Source organism: Mesorhizobium opportunistum WSM2075 (assembly GCF_000176035.2).
In the GTDB taxonomy this organism is placed as follows: Bacteria; Pseudomonadota; Alphaproteobacteria; order Rhizobiales; family Rhizobiaceae; genus Mesorhizobium; species Mesorhizobium opportunistum.
Genome location: NC_015675.1, coordinates 4,485,728 through 4,501,942, shown reverse-complemented (window position 1 = coordinate 4,501,942; position 16,215 = coordinate 4,485,728). Strand labels below are relative to the sequence as shown.

Annotated in this window: 13 protein-coding genes; 7 read left to right on the top strand and 6 right to left on the bottom strand. The window is 61.0% G+C overall.

Going from position 1 to position 16,215, the window contains the following annotated elements:
- Positions 1 to 263 precede the first annotated feature (263 nt).
- Positions 264 to 1,133 carry a class I SAM-dependent methyltransferase gene (locus MESOP_RS21670; protein ID WP_013895484.1) on the bottom strand — a complete coding sequence of 290 codons (870 nt, stop codon included), beginning with the start codon at positions 1,131 to 1,133 and terminating at the stop codon, positions 264 to 266.
- An 863-nt stretch (positions 1,134 to 1,996) separates the two neighbouring features.
- On the opposite strand from MESOP_RS21670, the gene cyoA reads away from it, so the two are divergent.
- From cyoA to cyoD, 4 genes are read left to right on the top strand one after another with little or no spacing between them, the layout of a single operon-like run.
- The gene (cyoA, locus tag MESOP_RS21660; protein ID WP_013895483.1) at positions 1,997 to 3,019 is read left to right on the top strand and encodes a ubiquinol oxidase subunit II; all 1,023 of its coding nucleotides are present in this window, start codon (positions 1,997 to 1,999) and stop codon (positions 3,017 to 3,019) included.
- 2 nt (positions 3,020 to 3,021) lie between these two features.
- The gene (gene cyoB, locus MESOP_RS21655) at positions 3,022 to 5,025 is read left to right on the top strand and encodes a cytochrome o ubiquinol oxidase subunit I (protein ID WP_041164913.1); all 2,004 of its coding nucleotides are present in this window, start codon (positions 3,022 to 3,024) and stop codon (positions 5,023 to 5,025) included.
- Complete coding sequence (locus MESOP_RS21650; protein ID WP_013895481.1) at positions 5,022 to 5,708, top strand: cytochrome (ubi)quinol oxidase subunit III; 687 nt, start codon at positions 5,022 to 5,024, stop codon at positions 5,706 to 5,708. Before cyoB ends, MESOP_RS21650 begins: the two co-directional genes overlap by 4 nt.
- Positions 5,705 to 6,115, top strand: a complete 411-nt coding sequence (cyoD, locus tag MESOP_RS21645) for a cytochrome o ubiquinol oxidase subunit IV (RefSeq protein ID WP_013895480.1) — start codon at positions 5,705 to 5,707, stop codon at positions 6,113 to 6,115. The genes MESOP_RS21650 and cyoD overlap by 4 nt, the downstream gene beginning before the upstream one ends.
- 78 nt (positions 6,116 to 6,193) lie before the next feature.
- Here the strand turns inward: cyoD and MESOP_RS21640 are convergent, their stop codons facing one another.
- Positions 6,194 to 8,185, bottom strand: a complete 1,992-nt coding sequence (locus MESOP_RS21640; RefSeq protein WP_013895479.1) for an AI-2E family transporter — start codon at positions 8,183 to 8,185, stop codon at positions 6,194 to 6,196.
- Between the two features lie 903 nt (positions 8,186 to 9,088).
- Between MESOP_RS21640 and MESOP_RS35770 the strand changes: the two genes are divergently transcribed.
- Positions 9,089 to 9,265 carry a hypothetical protein gene (locus MESOP_RS35770; protein WP_167313568.1) on the top strand — a complete coding sequence of 59 codons (177 nt, stop codon included), beginning with the start codon at positions 9,089 to 9,091 and terminating at the stop codon, positions 9,263 to 9,265.
- Here the strand turns inward: MESOP_RS35770 and MESOP_RS21635 are convergent.
- A complete protein-coding gene (locus MESOP_RS21635) occupies positions 9,227 to 9,562 on the bottom strand; it encodes a DUF1003 domain-containing protein (RefSeq protein ID WP_224729887.1) in 336 nt (111 codons plus the stop codon). The two genes, MESOP_RS35770 and MESOP_RS21635, sit on opposite strands and share 39 nt — an antisense overlap.
- Before the next feature lie 158 nt (positions 9,563 to 9,720).
- Positions 9,721 to 10,953, bottom strand: coding sequence for an alpha/beta fold hydrolase (locus MESOP_RS21630; protein WP_245264930.1), 1,233 nt, complete (start codon positions 10,951 to 10,953; stop codon positions 9,721 to 9,723).
- A 46-nt stretch (positions 10,954 to 10,999) separates the two neighbouring features.
- On the opposite strand from MESOP_RS21630, the gene xth reads away from it, so the two are divergent.
- Positions 11,000 to 11,785 carry an exodeoxyribonuclease III gene (gene xth / locus MESOP_RS21625; RefSeq protein ID WP_041164910.1) on the top strand — a complete coding sequence of 262 codons (786 nt, stop codon included), beginning with the start codon at positions 11,000 to 11,002 and terminating at the stop codon, positions 11,783 to 11,785.
- Positions 11,786 to 11,857: 72 nt separating this feature from the next.
- Here the strand turns inward: xth and MESOP_RS21620 are convergent, their stop codons facing one another.
- Positions 11,858 to 12,106 carry a hypothetical protein gene (locus tag MESOP_RS21620; RefSeq protein ID WP_013895476.1) on the bottom strand — a complete coding sequence of 83 codons (249 nt, stop codon included), beginning with the start codon at positions 12,104 to 12,106 and terminating at the stop codon, positions 11,858 to 11,860.
- A 274-nt stretch (positions 12,107 to 12,380) separates the two neighbouring features.
- Here MESOP_RS21620 and MESOP_RS21615 point away from each other — a divergent pair, with 274 nt between their 5' ends.
- Positions 12,381 to 15,533 carry a GAF domain-containing protein gene (locus MESOP_RS21615; RefSeq protein WP_013895475.1) on the top strand — a complete coding sequence of 1,051 codons (3,153 nt, stop codon included), beginning with the start codon at positions 12,381 to 12,383 and terminating at the stop codon, positions 15,531 to 15,533.
- 35 nt (positions 15,534 to 15,568) lie between these two features.
- On the opposite strand, the gene MESOP_RS21610 is transcribed toward MESOP_RS21615, so the two are convergent.
- Positions 15,569 to 16,078, bottom strand: coding sequence for a metallophosphoesterase (locus MESOP_RS21610; protein WP_013895474.1), 510 nt, complete (start codon positions 16,076 to 16,078; stop codon positions 15,569 to 15,571).
- Positions 16,079 to 16,215: the final 137 nt, after the last annotated feature.

Here is a 16,215-nt window from a genome sequence, read left to right as displayed (position 1 = left end):
CTAGCGCCGAAAAGAGCCAATAGGGTGAGACTCCCCTGTGTTGTTCAGATTCTCGGATCTATCCGCCGATAGAACATTAGCTTTCATTAATTAATTTTGAACTTCACAGTTCTGAAAACTTTGCACTGTCCGACCGCGGAGGTCGTTCTGGCACGTCGCCGGAGGCGATTGGACCCAGCGGCCACTCAATGAGGCAACGTGTCGGCGGGGATGATCCCCGGGTCCGGGTGATCGTGCCCAGGGGATGACAGTGCAAAACTGGATTAACAGTGGTCCGCAATCGTTTTGGGAGCAACAAGGTATGGTATCTTGCCGACGCTTCGCTTAGTCGCGCCAATGGAGTAGGCCATTGGGATCTTGGGAGAGTTGTTGGGTAAGCCGTACATATCCTTGCCGGCTCTCACCGCGAATGAAAAGTGCTGCCAAGAAACCGTGTCATGCTCATTCAGAAAATCGAGCGTCATCCCAGCTGAAATCAGCGCGTTCACCACGTCGCTGATCGGATGAATCCACTCATAATAGCGAGAATGCTTCAAAATGCGGTCGTCGCCAGTATAGGTCCGTTCCTCGTTCCATGTGAGCGGCAGAGCTGTAGGCGTTCGCCAATCGTGCTTAAACTCCAGCGCCGCGGCCTTGCGATCACATTGAAACATCAACGGATGGCCCTCGGCCATATAGAGCCTGCCGCCGGGTCGCAGGAGATCAGCAACAACCCGCGCCCAGCGGAACACGTCGTCCAGCCAGTTTACCGAGCCCCAGGTAACATAAACGACGTCGAAGGTCCGGCCGAGTGCTTCAACTGCCTCGAACAGTGGCGCCTCGACGAAGCGCACCTCAGTGCCTGCCTTCGCAGCGAAATCCCGCGCAGCGGCGATCGCCGTCGGTGAAAAGTCGAGACCGGTCACGCTGCCCGCGCCGAGATTCTTCAAGCTGATCGTGTCGAGCCCAATATGACATTGCAAATGGACGATGTCTTTGCCGACAATATCACCGACCTCCTCCGTCTCCAGTTCATAAAGATTGGATCCGCCTGCCAGCACATTTTCGATGTGATAGCTGCCTGTTGTGTCGGTCGAATGCAGTTCGGCCCGATCATCCCAATTGAGGCGGTTCGTACCCAGAAACGGTTCCAAAATCCCCCCAAGTTCCCAGCGGTGACTGGCGCCTGGTAAACAAATCGTTAATATATCCTTGCAGCGAAAGGGTCGCGCGTCAATGCGCCGGTTGGTAATGGGTCGGTTTGAAATTCAGCCATTTAATTGAGCCAGGCAGGAAACGGGCGGCGGCTTTACCCGCCAACGGTCAACTCCACCGATATGGCCCGCCGCCCGGGGTCGAGCAGGCCTGTCTCGGAGCACCGGACACTCTGATTGCGGCGTGTTGGGAGGGAAAGCAGGAAGCCGCACACGCGAACCGGCATTCCCTGGTCGATGTTCCAAAAGAAAACCCGTCGACCGAAATCGACGGGCTACCTTCCTCATATCTGCCCCTAGTTCCCAGACGGTCCACCGTGCCCAGGAAACCCCTACGCAAAGATCTTGTAGACTAAAACCAGGTATTGCGCTGTAACCCGGGGCAACACTGGCCTTAGATGTGTCTCGTTTTGGGACCGAAGGGCCGGCATCCGGCTTGCACGGAAGATGCTGTCGGTATCGAAACCAGGCGATCTCGGCTTGCGGTGCGCAATCCAGAAGGACTGCGCTCGCTCGCGTGCGAGTGCAACAAGGCCGTCAGCCGCCATTTCAATGATGTTTTGGAGGGTGTCTATCCGGCGGGGAAAACGGGTTAGCGGTGCGGCGGGCGTCTCGCCGAGGAAACGACAATAAGGCCCCAGCGGTCTTCGCCACCCGGTCTTGACCTCCACTTTTGCGCCGAAGCCGGGCATGATCACCAATGGCATGGACCGGCGGAACAAACTCGGGAGGCGCCGGTTAGGGCGTCCGGCGGAGGGCGGCGTCCGGCCGTGCCTTGAAGTTGCATCACGGGAAGAGGTCAGATGGAAAGCGCGAAGAACGCGCGCCCCAAGGACGCGTCCTCTCCAGGATTGCTGGGCGAGCCAGTGTTGTTGCCATCCAGCCCCAAGCCGGGGCGGCAACTGTTCTGGGTCCCGGCAATCGCATTCTTCCCCGGCTGCGCGGGAGGTGTGCTCGACCCGCAAGGACCCATTGGCTCGGGCAACCGCACGATCCTCTTGAACTCACTGGCGGTGATGCTGGTGATCGTTGTCCCGACGCTTGTTGCGCTCCTGGCCTTCGCATGGAAATTCCGCGCCTCGAACAGCAACGCGCGCTATGACCCGGAGTTCACCTATTCGGGGCGCATCGAGTTGATCGTCTGGTCGATCCCGACGCTCACCATCTTTTTCCTTGGCGGGCTGATCTATTACGGATCGTACCAGCTCGATCCGCGCAAGCCGATCCCTTCCGCGCAGCCGCCGCTTGACATCCAGGTGGTGGCGCTCGACTGGAAATGGCTATTCCTCTATCCCGAGCAGGGCGTGGGCGCGGTCAATCAATTGGTCATCCCCGCCGGCGTTCCAGTGCATTTCAAGCTGACCTCGGCCAGCGTGATGAACACGTTCTTCGTGCCCCAGCTTGGCAGCATGGTTTACGTCATGAACGGCATGCAGACCGAGTTGCATCTGCAGGCCGACCGCGAGGGCAGCTTTTACGGCCAGTCGGCGCACTTCAGCGGCGACGGCTTCTCGGACATGAATTTCAGCGTGAGCGCAGTGTCAGCCGATGCCTTCGCCCGCTGGGCGTCGTCGCTGCGCGGCGGCGGCGGCGTGCTCAACGCCAATGCCTATCGCGAGCTCGCCCGGCAAAGCACCAACGTGGCGCCGTCCACGTTCGGCCATGTTCAGCCCGGGCTGTTCGATGCCGTCGCTCAGCAGACATTGCCCCCGGGTCCGGGGCCCGCTGAAAGTGCAGCCGGCGGCGAGCCACAGGTGAGCCCAAAGGCATTGCCCGCGGCGGCGGCGGCGACCGGGCATCATCCACAGGCAGAAGGGGCGCAATGACGATGCTGGGCAAGCTCGACTGGTCGGCCATTCCCTTCGATCAACCCATCCCGCTCGTCGCGGCTCTCGGCGTCTTTCTGGCAGCGGCCGCCGTGCTTGGCTGGATAACGGTGAAGGGCTACTGGCCCTATCTGTGGAACGAGTGGATAAGCTCGGTCGACCACAAGCGCATCGGCGTGATGTACATTGTGCTGGCGATGCTCATGCTTCTGCGTGGCTTCATCGATGCCATCATGATGCGCACGCAACAGGTGCTGGCGATCCACGGGCCGGGCTACCTGCCGCCGGAGCATTACGACCAGATCTTCTCCGCGCACGGCACGATCATGATCTTCTTCGCGGCGATGCCTTTCATGATCGGCCTGATGAATTTCGCCGTACCGCTGCAGCTTGGCATACGCGATGTAGCCTTTCCGACGCTCAACTCCGTCAGCTTCTGGCTGACGGCTTCCGGAGCCCTGCTGGTCAACATCTCGCTTGTCATCGGTGAGTTCGCGCGCACCGGCTGGCTGCCCTATGCCCCCTTGTCGGAGACAACCTACTCGCCGGGCGTCGGTGTCGATTACTATCTTTGGTCGATCCAGATCTCCGGCGTCGGCACGCTGCTTACCGGCGTCAACCTGGTGACGACCATCCTCAAGATGCGTGCGCCTGGTATGGGCTACCTGCGAATGCCGATGTTCTGCTGGACCTCGCTCGCGTCCAACCTGCTCATCGTCGCCGCCTTCCCGATCCTCACCGCCACGCTGGCGATGCTGACGCTGGACCGCTATCTCGGCTTCCATTTCTTCACCAACGAAGCCGGCGGAAATCAGATGATGTTCGTCAACCTGATCTGGGCCTGGGGCCATCCCGAGGTCTACATTCTGGTGCTTCCCGCCTTCGGCATCTTCTCCGAGGTCTTCTCGACATTCTCGTCAAAGCCGCTGTTCGGATACCGTTCGATGGTCGCGGCCACGATGTTCATCTGCATCGTCTCGTTCATGGTCTGGCTGCATCACTTCTTCACCATGGGCGCCGGAGCAGACGTCAACGCCGCCTTCGGCATTGCCACGTCGGTCATCGCCGTCGGCACCGGGGTGAAGATCTACAACTGGCTCTTCACCATGTATGGCGGGCGTATCCGCTTCGACACGCCGATGCTTTGGGCGCTGGCCTTCGTGACCACCTTCACCGTCGGCGGCATGACTGGCGTTCTGCTTGCCGTCCCACCGGCCGATTTCGTGCTGCACAATTCCCTTTTCCTCGTGGCGCATTTCCACAATGTCATCATTTCGGGCGTGCTGTTCGGCGCGTTCGCCGGCTTCACCTACTGGTTTCCCAAGGCGTTCGGCTTCCGCTTGCACGAAGGCTGGGGCAAGGCCGCATTCTGGGTCACCTTGGCCGGCTACATGCTGGTCTTCGTGCCGCTCTATATCGTCGGTCTGCTCGGCATGACGCGGCGCCTGCAACATATCGATATGGATCTGTGGGCGCCATGGCTGGTGGTGGCCGCGTTCGGCGTGCTGGTGATGATCGCCGGCGCCGCACTGCAGATCATGCAACTGGCCGTTTCGATCCGACATCGCGATAAACTTCGCGACGAGACAGGCGATCCATGGGACGGGCGTTCACTGGAATGGTCGACATCCTCCCCTCCCCCCATCTTCAACTACGCGCGGCTGCCTTACGTCGAGGATGAAGAGCCCTACTGGGGCATCAAGCAACAAGCAAGGGAGGAGAAGAGGCCCGATGCGGAGGAAGCATACGAGCCTATCGAGATGCCGCGCAACAGCCCGACAGGCTTCGTCACCGCCTTCTTCAGCACGCTGATCGGCTTCGCGCTGATCTGGCACATATGGTGGCTGGCAATCGTCGGCTTCATCGGCGCCTACGCAACCTTCGTCGTCTTCGCCTGGCGCGATCATGGGGATTATGAGATTCCCGCCGAAGAGGTCGCGCGCATCGACGAGGGCCGCAAGGCCGCGCAGTTTGCCTGGTTGCGCAGAAGGGAGCGCCCGACATGAGCGATCACGCTTTACCCGGCGACTTCGGCGCGGGCACCCAGACACGAGACCCCTATCGGCTTGTTCACGGCGGCCGGTACGGCGTGCGCTCCGCGACCGGCCACGGAGAAGGCGGCCCGGCGTCGAAATTCGTCACCGTGGCATATGGCTTCTGGATCTTTCTGCTGTCTGACATCATCATATTCTCGGCCTTCTTCGCGGCGTATGCCGTGCTTGCCAAGGCGACCGCCGGCGGACCGACCGGCAAGGAATTGTTCGAGCCCACCCGCGTTGCGGTGCAGACGGGCCTTCTGCTCACGTCGAGCTTCACCGGTGGCCTGGCAACGCTCGCGACCGATCGCAGATCGATGGCTGCCACGCAGGCTTGGCTGCTCGTCACCGGATTGCTCGGGGCAGCCTTCCTGTTTCTAGAGGTGCAGGAATTCGCGGCGATGATCGGCGAGCAGGCGGGGCCTTCGCGCAGCGCATTTCTATCAGCCTTCTTTGCCCTCGTTGGCTGCCACGGCACCCATGTCGGGCTCGGCCTGCTCTGGCTGGGCACGATGATGGCGCAGCTGTGGGTCAAGGGTTTTCGGTCGGACATTTTGCGGCGGCTCCACTGCTTCGGGCTTTTCTGGCACGCACTCGACATCATCTGGGTCGCCATCTTCACCCTGGTCTATCTGTTGGGAGCATCGCCATGACCGACATCGAGAGCGGGCCCGGCGAGATGCAGGATCGCCGCGATTCCGCACCGGGCGAGGAACGCATAACCGAGCACGAAGTGGCTGGAGGGCTGTTGGGCTATGTGATCGGCTACGGCCTGGCCATCCTGCTCACGATCGCGTCATTCCTGGCGGCTCAAACCGACCTGATTTACCAGCCGGCGGTGATCTCGGCCCTGGTGGTGCTCGCGGTCGCTCAAATGGGTGTGCATCTCGTCTTCTTTCTGCACCTGACCACCGGGCCGGACAACACCAACAACATTCTCGCCCTGGCCTTCGGCGTGCTGATCGTTGCGCTGGTGGTCCTGGGATCGGTTTGGATCATGGCCCACCTGAACGAGAACATGGCCGCCATGACGGCCCATCAAGCCGGAACGATGCCTTGAACGACCTGCACCCTCCCAAGGCACGGTCACCGAAGCCCATTTTCCTGAATCCGACAGGCCGGAGCGCCCTCCTCCAGCTCATTTGGCCGGCACTAGGGCGTCTTTTTTGCGTGCCGGCGGCCTGCGACGAGCACGCCGCTTGGCAACGGCCTTCAGCGCCACCGCAGGATCCCTCGATAGCGCTCCGGTCACCGCGGCGACCATGTCGAGCGCGATGAAATCGGCATTGATGTCATTGCCCGTTTTACCGGCTGTCTCGCCGTGATCTTCGCCGTTTCCTCCCCAGAACACCACGCCCACCCGTATCGCTGGATTGATACGTTTTATGCGGCGCACCATAAAACGTGCATGTTTGACGGAGTTGCGGTTCAGGAACCCGATCACGACAGCGTTGAGCCCTCCCAGCTCCAGCCGGCGAATGCCCGCCGGATGCAGATCTACGAAACTGGCCTTCGACGTCGCCGCGCCTTGGATCAGCAAGATCTGCGCCAGCATCGCGGCGGCCGCGTCGTCGAGTTCGCCGCGCCCGCCGGCGCAAAGCACGGTCAGGCCTGTGCCGTCTGGGAGCTCTACGTCCTGTCCGGCTTCCGCGTCGATTGCCTTCTCCTTTTCCGAGCCGGACGCCTCGCCCGGGGCGAGATCGTCCTCCTCCGCTTCCTCGTGAGCGCTGTCGTCAAGATTGGCTACCAAGGTCTGGGCGCTGGCAGCCAGCTGCCGCAGCTGGTGATCATCCATCACGCCCCTGACCCGATCCTGTTCGCCCAGCAGAAGGGCGGGAACCGCGACCTTGCCGTAGAACTCGACCAGATATTGTTCCTCGAGAATTTCCTCGGCGTGGTCCGTGGCTTCTTCTGGATCGCCGGCCAGCAGGCGCTGATACAGCCGGGCATGCGGCTCGAGCACCGGTTCGTTACCGAACAGGACGTCGAGGAACTCGAACTGCGTCACATGCCTGCCCAGCACGACAAGGCAGACCGTGAGCGGAGTAGACAAGACCAGACCGAGAGGTCCCCAGAGCCAGGTCCAGAAAATCGCTGCCACGATGACGGCCAAGGGAGAAAGCCCTGTGCGCGATCCGTAGAGCCAAGGTTCGATGACATTGCCGGTGATGACTTCCATGATCACGAACAGCGCGGCTGTCCACAGTAGGAGCGACCACCCGGGCGCCACGGCCAGGGCAAGGAACAAGGGCAGCAGTGCACCGATGACAGGACCGATATAGGGAACGAAGCGCAGCGCCAATGCGAGCAAACCCCATAACAGCGCATTGGGGATCCCAAGGATCCACAGCCCGATCGAGATGGGGACGGCATACAAGATGTTCACGACCAGTTGCATGAGCAGATAGCGGCCGAGCCGTTTGCCGGCGTCCTGAAGCGCTTCGGTGGTTCTGTGAAGATCGCCGTAGCCGACCAACCGTATGAAGCGATCGCGAAGATCCTCGCGCTCAAGCAGCATGAAAATGACGACGACGATGATGAGCCCCGCCGACGCCAGCGGACTGACAAGCGGGGCGATCAAATTTTGCAGGATCTCGAGCGGCCTTTCATGTGACACGATCTCAACGGGAACCGGCTCGCGTTGAGGCTGGCTGGCTGCTGGCTGGGCCGGCTCCTGCTTGTTGATCTCCTGGCCGACGCGCTCGATCACCCCGGTCAATCTGGCGATGATGCCGCCGCCGACGCCGGTTTCCTTGAGCGACCTGACCTTGGCCAGGATATTTGTTTGGTAAAGCGAAACATTCTGCGCCAGTTCCCCGACTTGCGTAACGACAATGAAGGAGAAGAAGGCGAGCGCTGCGAAGGTACCAAGCACGCTGGAGATGACGGCGGCAAGGCGGGGAATGCCAATCCGTTTGAGCGCCGAAACCACCGGCGCAAGCGCGAAAGTCAGCAGCAGCGCGATCGCGATCGGCAGGAATACCTCGCGGCCGAAATACAACGCGGCGACCACTGTCACGACGGTCGCTACGGTGGGCAAAGCAGTGCGCGGGTGAGCCGTGGCCGCGGTGTCGATGTCCCTCAATCTAGGAACAGAGGGCTGCGCGCCGTTTAGCCGACTTATCGCCATCCAATTCTCCTGCCCAACTTCACATGATCAGACATATTCGCGCAGAGCGCAACTTGCGCTGCCCCAAGTGGCTTTCGGCACGTTGGGCGTGGAGCGGGAACATTGGTCCCAGCACCAAGTTTGGTCATAAAAGAGGATTCGCGCCTCGTTTCGTGAAGACATCATGATCGAGGTTGCCGAGATATTTCCGGCAGTCACTCACGAGAGCGGAGCCGACCGCTGAATGCCTGTCGAGGTGCCGAACTTCCCACACGATCTGGAGCCGGTAGTCCGCGCGAATCCGCCATATGCGGTGTGGCCGCAAGGCGCAGTTGACTGCAGCCGGATTCCAAGCATGCCGGAACGGGCGCGGGTTAATGTCGCGCGTGCCCGTGACCATGAGATCGCCGATGCTCACGGGTTCGGGCAAATCACGTCACCCGACTGGGCGGCGCGCACGGCGCCAAGTGCCAGGCGGACTGCATCGGCGTCCGAGGCCTGGACTGATCGCCTGAAAATCAAGCGGCCGTTTCGGTATCCAGGCCCAGCGCCTTCCTGTTGCGCCATAGGGACGCCATCGGCTTCTTACGCAAGGTGATCGCAACGGCTTCGGGGCCCACGTCGACTTTGCCGACGCCCAGTTCCGATGCTGCTATTCGCAACCTGGCTGAGCCTCTCGCTTCAGGTCAAATTGATGAAATAGCTTTTCTGATGCAGCCAAGGTGATCAGCCCACCACCCCCACGGCGCACGGTCTTTGCCACGTGTCCGCACCCGCTGGGCATCCTCGATAGGTCGGCCATCGGGCCGCAGTAAGCCGTGTCGCCTGCAGACTGTTGTTCAACTCGCCTCGGTTCTGCACCCGACCGGGGAACCATCGAAGACCCGCCGAGTTCGAGCCGCGGACAAAGTTCGGGTGCATAACATGGAAGAAATCGGCAAGGCACAACAGAAGGTCATAGCCCGTCTCATTCGTCAGTGGATTTCATCAGATGCCAGTCGTCGCCAGTTGCGCCAATTGCTGGATTTGCCAACTGATGCGGACATGCCCAGCGAGCATCGGTCACTGCTGGACGAACTCGACCGAAAGCTCAGCCAATGAGACCGGGGTCGGGACAATCAGACGCGCCGTCAAGGCGGCCATCATCTCGATCAGTCGAGTGGTTTCATGTTCGTTGAGAAGGCTGATCTGTAGATCCAGCTCCGCTCGGCGCTCACTGTGTTCGGCCATTCTGTTCTGATTGATCAGCACGAAGGTCGACAGGAAGATTGCCTCGACAGAGGCGACCATGGCCAGGATCACAAACGTTGGGTCCCAGGCTGGAAGGGTTGGTATCACGCCAAGGTTCGCAACAACCCAGGCGGCAAGAATTGCGAGATGCAGATAGACGAAAGTCATGCTTCCCGCGAAGCGCGAAATGGCACAATGCGCACCTGTGCTCCTCCTGTTGTCGCCTCTGCTCGACCAGAGCCTGTATGTTCTGGTGCAGTACCGACTGCATGTCGGCTTGATCACTCATGTTGAGAACCCCGTTTGAACGGTTCGTGCAAACGGCATCACTTGTCGCCCGCCTGGAACCTCTGCGAGGCCGGACCTGCCTCGAACTCCTCGGCACACGGCTCGAGCCGCCGCCGACGGGGCCTTTCGGACATGGCGTGCCGTCCTGCAATCGCGTGCAACATGCCGACCACGGCCTGCGGGGCGCTCTGATGAACCATATGGCCAGTGTCCGGAATGACCTCAAGGAGAGAGCCACAGATCTCCGCATGCAGGCGTCGCGCATCCCGTTCCGCGTCGAACAAGCGGTCGCCGGCTCCCGCCAGGATGCCGGTAGGCACGGCAATGTCCCTATAGCTGGCCTTCCTCGACAGAGCCGCGCCCAGCATCGACGCCGACTCGAAACAAACCGCCCGCAGTTGCGATGGCCGGCTGGCGACATCTTTTGCGAGTGCGGCGAAATCGCCCGCTATTGCCGCTGGTTGAAAGATCTTCCCCATTGCCCAAGGCCAGGCATGCCTCACCAGCAGCGGCAGCAAGGTGTGACGAAACACGGTGCCGATCACAGGCAATGCCGGCAGCGCGGCCAGTGCAAGATCCAGCCGCGGTGGTGGATAGTAGTAGCCTGAGACCAGCACGATGCCGGCGACGGATGGAGAATGCCTGCGCGCCAGCTCGAGGGCGATCCAAGCTCCCCAGGAATGTCCAAGCACGAGATATTTCTCTATACCGAGCCTGTTGACGGCGGCATGTATGAGGTCGGCTTGGTCGCCAGCGGACCAGCGCCGGCGCGACCGTGAGCTTCTCCCAAAGCCGGGACGGTCGAATGCGAGTACCCGGTAGGTCTTTGCCGCCTCATCGAAGATGCCGCTCCATTTGAAATCCTCCGCCATCGATCCGTTGCCATGCAGCAGAAGCAGCGGCATGCCGGATCCGGCTTCGATAAAATGCAGGCGCAGACCACCGATCTCCATCACACGTCCGTATGCCCGGGCGGCGATCGCCCGTCTGGCGCGGACGGCGTTGTATCCCGCCAGTGCCGCCAATGCCGCGACAAGCAGTCCGGCCGCGAGTTTCGCATCCTCTCTGTCGAACGCCATGCCCGTGCCTGTTGGAACCTGTCTGCGTGCCCCCAACCTTCGGGGCCACAGCTTGTTCCGCCAGACACCGACAACGCTGCACAGCCGGTTCAACAGCTTGGAAATAAGCTCTCCATGAGCATGGGCGCGGCGGATCTGTCTGTGTTCGCGTCGAAACCTTCTTGGCGATTGGTGGTTGATGCTGATTGTCAAGATGAACTCACCGAATGGAGAGCACCATGAGTGGATCGCCTCGAAGATGATCAGGGTCGCGACTTTCAATGTGAACGGCGTCAACGGGCGGTTGCCGGTTCTGCTCAAATGGCTGGGCGAGACGCAGTACGACATTGTTTGTCTTCAGGAATTAAAGACATCGGACGAGAAGTTTCCGGCCGAGGCCATCAGGAACGCCGGCTACGGAGCGATATGGCATGGGCAGAAGTCCTATAATGGCGTAGCCATTCTCGCGCGAGGCAAGCAGCCGCAGGAACGTCGCCGCGGTTTGCCGGGTGACGTCGACGATACGCACAGCCGGTACATCGAGGCGGACATCGACGGGCTTGTCGTCGGCTGTCTCTACTTGCCCAACGGCAACCCAGCACCCGGTCCGAAGTTCGATTACAAGCTCCGCTGGTTCGAGCGGCTGATCGACTACGGACGGCTCCTGATCAGGGACTCGCCTGCCAGCGTGCTCTGCGGCGACTATAATGTTGTGCCCGCGCCGATCGACGCCGCGGTGCCGGCTCGATGGCTGAGTGACGCCGTCTACTTTCCGGAGAGCCGGCAAGCTTACGCCGAGATGCTTGCCGAGGGCTGGATCGACGCAGTCAGGCTGATCCAGCCCGAAAGGGGTGTCTATACCTATTGGAACTTCTCCTACCGGGGCGGCTACGACCGCAGCTCCGGCCTTCGCATGGACCATCTTCTCGTGAGCCCCTCGCTCAGGGAGCGGCTGGGTGGCGCGGGCGTGGATGTTGCGGTGCGAGGATGGGAAAAGCCGAGCGATCACGCACCAGCCTGGATCGAGTTGGATTGGCCTCGTTGAGTTGAGACATGCGCCTCAGCTCGGGCGCTGCTGTCGGTGGCGCCATGGATCGGCACGCCTGGCCATCAAACGTCAGGCAGCGCTGCTGTGTTCCATTTTCCAATCGCCTTGCCACCGCGCACGCACGGCAACCATCAGCATGGCCGCTTCCGTCATTCCGGTCTGGAAAAGCCTGACAAGTTCCCTGGCGATGGAATGGGCCGCCGTGCTGTCCGGCAGAACGGCAAATTCCTGGCACATTGCGTCGAAAACCGCGCGAAGAGTGTCCAGGTCATTCGGGTAGAGAGCTTCCGTGTTCGTGCGAGTGGCTCGGTCAAGCATCAGCGTCTCCAAACGCGCGAGAGTGCGATCGTCGCTCCCAGGCAGCGGAGCTCGTCACATGTCCGCTGGTCCGACGTTTATGCGACGCGGCGCACCACGTGTCATTAAACTATGATGTACCCAAATAAGGATTCATGAGGGAAGACCGTCATCGGCAGAGCCGATGTGGCCAGTGTCGGGCTCGCAGCCGTCACGTCGGTCAGAACGTGCCGTCCTTTAAGGGAACTCTTGGCCGTCCACCGCATTATTCAGTCCGGGCAAAAACGGGGGCGAGATGGGGGACACTTCACGCGGTCGTCAGTCTGAACTGCAGCGCTTCGAGCTTTTGGCAGCGCTGGGCGACCGGATTCGCGAGATTACGGATCCTGCAGAACTGGCCTACGCAGCCGCGGAACTGCTGGGGCACCATTTTGGCATCAGCCGAGCCGGATACGGCACGATCGATCTTGAGAATGAAACCATCACCATCGACAGGGATTGGAACGCACCCGGCATCAAAAGCCTGGCCGGGACGCTGAATTTCAGGAACTACGGTTCGTACATCGACGATTTGAAGCGCGGCGAAACCGTCGTCTTTGAGAACGCCGAGACAGACCCGCGAACCAGCGGCCATGCGGATGCCCTCAAAGCCATCAGCGCTCAATCCGTCATCAACATGCCCGTTACCGAGCATGGAGGGTTGGTGGCGCTGCTATACCTGAACCACTCCGCGCCCAGACGTTGGGCGACCGAGGAGATCGCCCTCATCTCGGAGGTGGCGGACCGGACGCGTACCGCGATAGAGAGGCTTCGCGCCGAGAACGCCCTGCGCGAGAACGCCGAGCGTCTCGCCTTTCTGGACCGCCTCGGCAGGGAGATTGCCCTCGCGGCCGATGCCGACGCCGTCATGCGGATCACCACTCGTCTCCTCGGTGAACACCTGGGCGTCTCGATTTGCGCCTACGCCGACATGGAGCAGGACCAGGACCATTTCACTATTCGCGGCGACTGGAGCGCACCCGGCTCGCCAAGCATCAGGGGGTATTACAGTCTTGCCGATTTCGGTCGCCTGGCAGTCACCAATCTTCGCGCCAATCGGCCGCTTATCATCAACAACAACCTTGCGGAAATTGCTCCCGAGGAGGCCAAGACCTTTCAGGATATCGGCATAACGGCAACCATCTGCATGCCTCTGGTCAAACAGGGCCGGCTGACCGCCCTGATGGCCATCCATGACAAGCAGCCTCGCGTCTGGTCGCAACGCGAACTGTCCTTGCTGACCGAGGTGACGGAGAGGTCCTGGGCTCACATCGAACGCGTTCGCTCGGAACAGGCGGCCCGGGCGAGCGAGGAGCGGCTGAGGCTTGCCACCGACGCGGCCGCTATCGGCACCTGGGACTACGATCCCGTAACCAGGGTGCTGCGCTGGGACGATCGCTGCAAAGCCCTTTTTGGGCTGCCGCCGGACGCGGAGGTGACATATGAAAGCGCATTCTTGGCGGGCCTCCATCCAGAGGATCGAGCACGGGCCGACGAGGCCGTACGCCAAGCGCTCGCGCCAGGCACCTCTTCGCGCTACGACATCGAATACCGGACCATTGGCCTGCGGGACGGCAAGGAGCGCTGGATTGCCGCAACGGGGGAATCGATTTTCCAGTCCGGCCGCGCGGTTCGCTTCATCGGCACCGTCGTGGATGTCACCGAGCGAAAACGGGTGGAGCATCAGCTCCAGTTGATGAACGCCACCGCTGCCGCCGTGGCGGCCGAGCTTGACGTGGAGCGGATCGTCCAGACAGTCACCGATGCCGGCGTAGAACTGTCGGGCGCACAATTCGGAGCCTTCTTCTACAATGTGATCGACGACAAGGGCGACAGCTATATGCTCTACGCCCTGTCCGGGGCACCTCGGTCCGCATTCGAAAATTTCCCCATGCCGCGCAACACCGCGGTTTTCGAGCCCACATTCCGCGGGACAAGCGTCGTGCGCTCCGACGATATACTCGCCGATCCGCGTTACGGAAAGAACTGGCCCCGCAAGGGAATGCCGGAGGGCCATCTGCCGGTGCGTTCCTATCTTGCCGTACCGGTCGTCTCGCGTTCGGGCGAGGTGCTGGGCGGCCTCTTCTTTGGTCATTCAGAGACCGGCGTCTTCGCCGAACAGCAAGAGACGGCGTTGCTGGGGCTTGCGGGCCATGCCGCGACGGCAATCGACAACTCCCGACTGTTCAAGGCGCTGCAGACACTCAACGGCACGCTCGAACAGCGTGTCATAGACGAAGTTGCCGAACGCACCAGAGCAGAAGAGCACCTGCGCCAGGCCCAGAAGATGGAAGCTGTCGGACAGCTCACCGGTGGTATCGCGCACGACTTCAACAACATGCTGGCTGTCATCATCGGCGGCCTCAATCTTGTGCAGCGCAAGCTCAGAAACGGCGACACCAACGTCCACCAATTCGTGACCGGCGCGATAGATGGAGCACAGCGCGCGGCGGAACTTACCAAGCGGCTGCTTGCCTTTTCCCGCCAGCAGCCGCTGGCGCCGAAGCGGCTGAATCCAAATCGCCTTGTCTCCGGCATGAGCGAATTGCTGAACCGGACGCTTGGCGAGACCATCCAGATCGAGACCGTGCTCGCCGCGGGACTATGGCATGTGGAGGCCGACGCAGGGCAATTGGAAAGCGCGCTGCTCAACCTTTGCGTCAACGCACGGGATGCCATGCCTAGCGGTGGAAAGCTGACGATCGAGACATCCAACACCCACATCGACGATCGCTATGGCAGGGAGAACGCTATTCCCTCCGGCCAGTACGTAATGATAGCCGTTACGGATACCGGAACCGGCATGACTGCTGACGTTTTGGCCAGAGCCTTCGATCCGTTCTTCACCACCAAAGGGGTCGGCAAAGGCACCGGGCTGGGGCTGAGCCAAGTCTATGGGTTTGTTCGTCAGTCGGGCGGCAGCGTGAAGATCTATTCCGAGCAGGGTATCGGAACCACTTTGAAAATTTACTTGCCGCGTTCGCACGGCGGAGTGCTCGACAGCCAAACCGAGGCCGTGGCGGGCGAGCACCCCGGCAGTGCGGACGAGATCATCATGGTCGTCGAGGATGAAGATCGCGTCCGGCTGATGGCCGCGGAAGCGCTGCGGGAACTGGGCTATTCCGTGTTGGAAATGCAAGGGCCAAGGGAGGCGCTGGCGGCTGTTCAAAACGGGCAAGTGCCCTCGCTTCTGTTCACTGACGTGGTCATGCCAGAGATGTCGGGCCGCGAACTGGTCGACCAGGTCAAACAAGCGCACCCCTCGCTAAAAGTGCTCTACACCACCGGCTACACGCGCAACGCAATTGTCCACAACGGTACGCTCGATTTTGGAACGGAGCTTTTGACCAAGCCCTACACGATCGACGAATTGGCCGAGAAGATCCGCAAGGTGCTGGATCGAAAGTGAACGGGCAACGGCCAGCCTCGCTCACCGATCTCTCTTCATTTCAGCCGCGAGACCGAGCCGCGCTTGCCGCGCAAGATGGGCAATGGAACGGGCCGGAAGTCCCAGCTGTCGACACCGACATCATATTGGCGTGTCAGCGGCTTCAATTTGCCGTGCGAATGTCCGTGCAGGTTTATCGACTTCTTGCCCATCCGGTTCCACGTCCGGAACGGATAGTGGCACAACACGATGAGCTGGTCCTCGTGCATGAACTCCCTATAGTGCTGGACGCTGTTCCACCCGCCCGCAGCCGTTGTTTCGGAAGCATCATTGTTGCCGACGATGAGGTTCTTGCGGCCGTTTAGGCGGGCCAGCAGTGCTTCGACGCTCGACTTGCCGAGGCGCGCGAAATCGCCAAGGTGCCAGATTTCATCCTCGGGGCCGACAGTCTCGTTCCACCGCGCAATCAGCGCCTCGTCGTGCTCGGCCAGCGACCCGAACGGCCGGCGATCGATCCGGAGGATGCGTGGATCGTTGAAATGCGTATCGCTCGTAAAAAAGACCATTGCCTTCACGCGCTTATGGGGAGGGCCGACGACACCATCGGCTGGGATCGGTCATCGAAACAGAAAACGGGCCAGGAGTCAGCCGCTGAGGGAACAATCGTCTTGCGGGGATGTTCGGACGTTTTAACCGGAGAAAT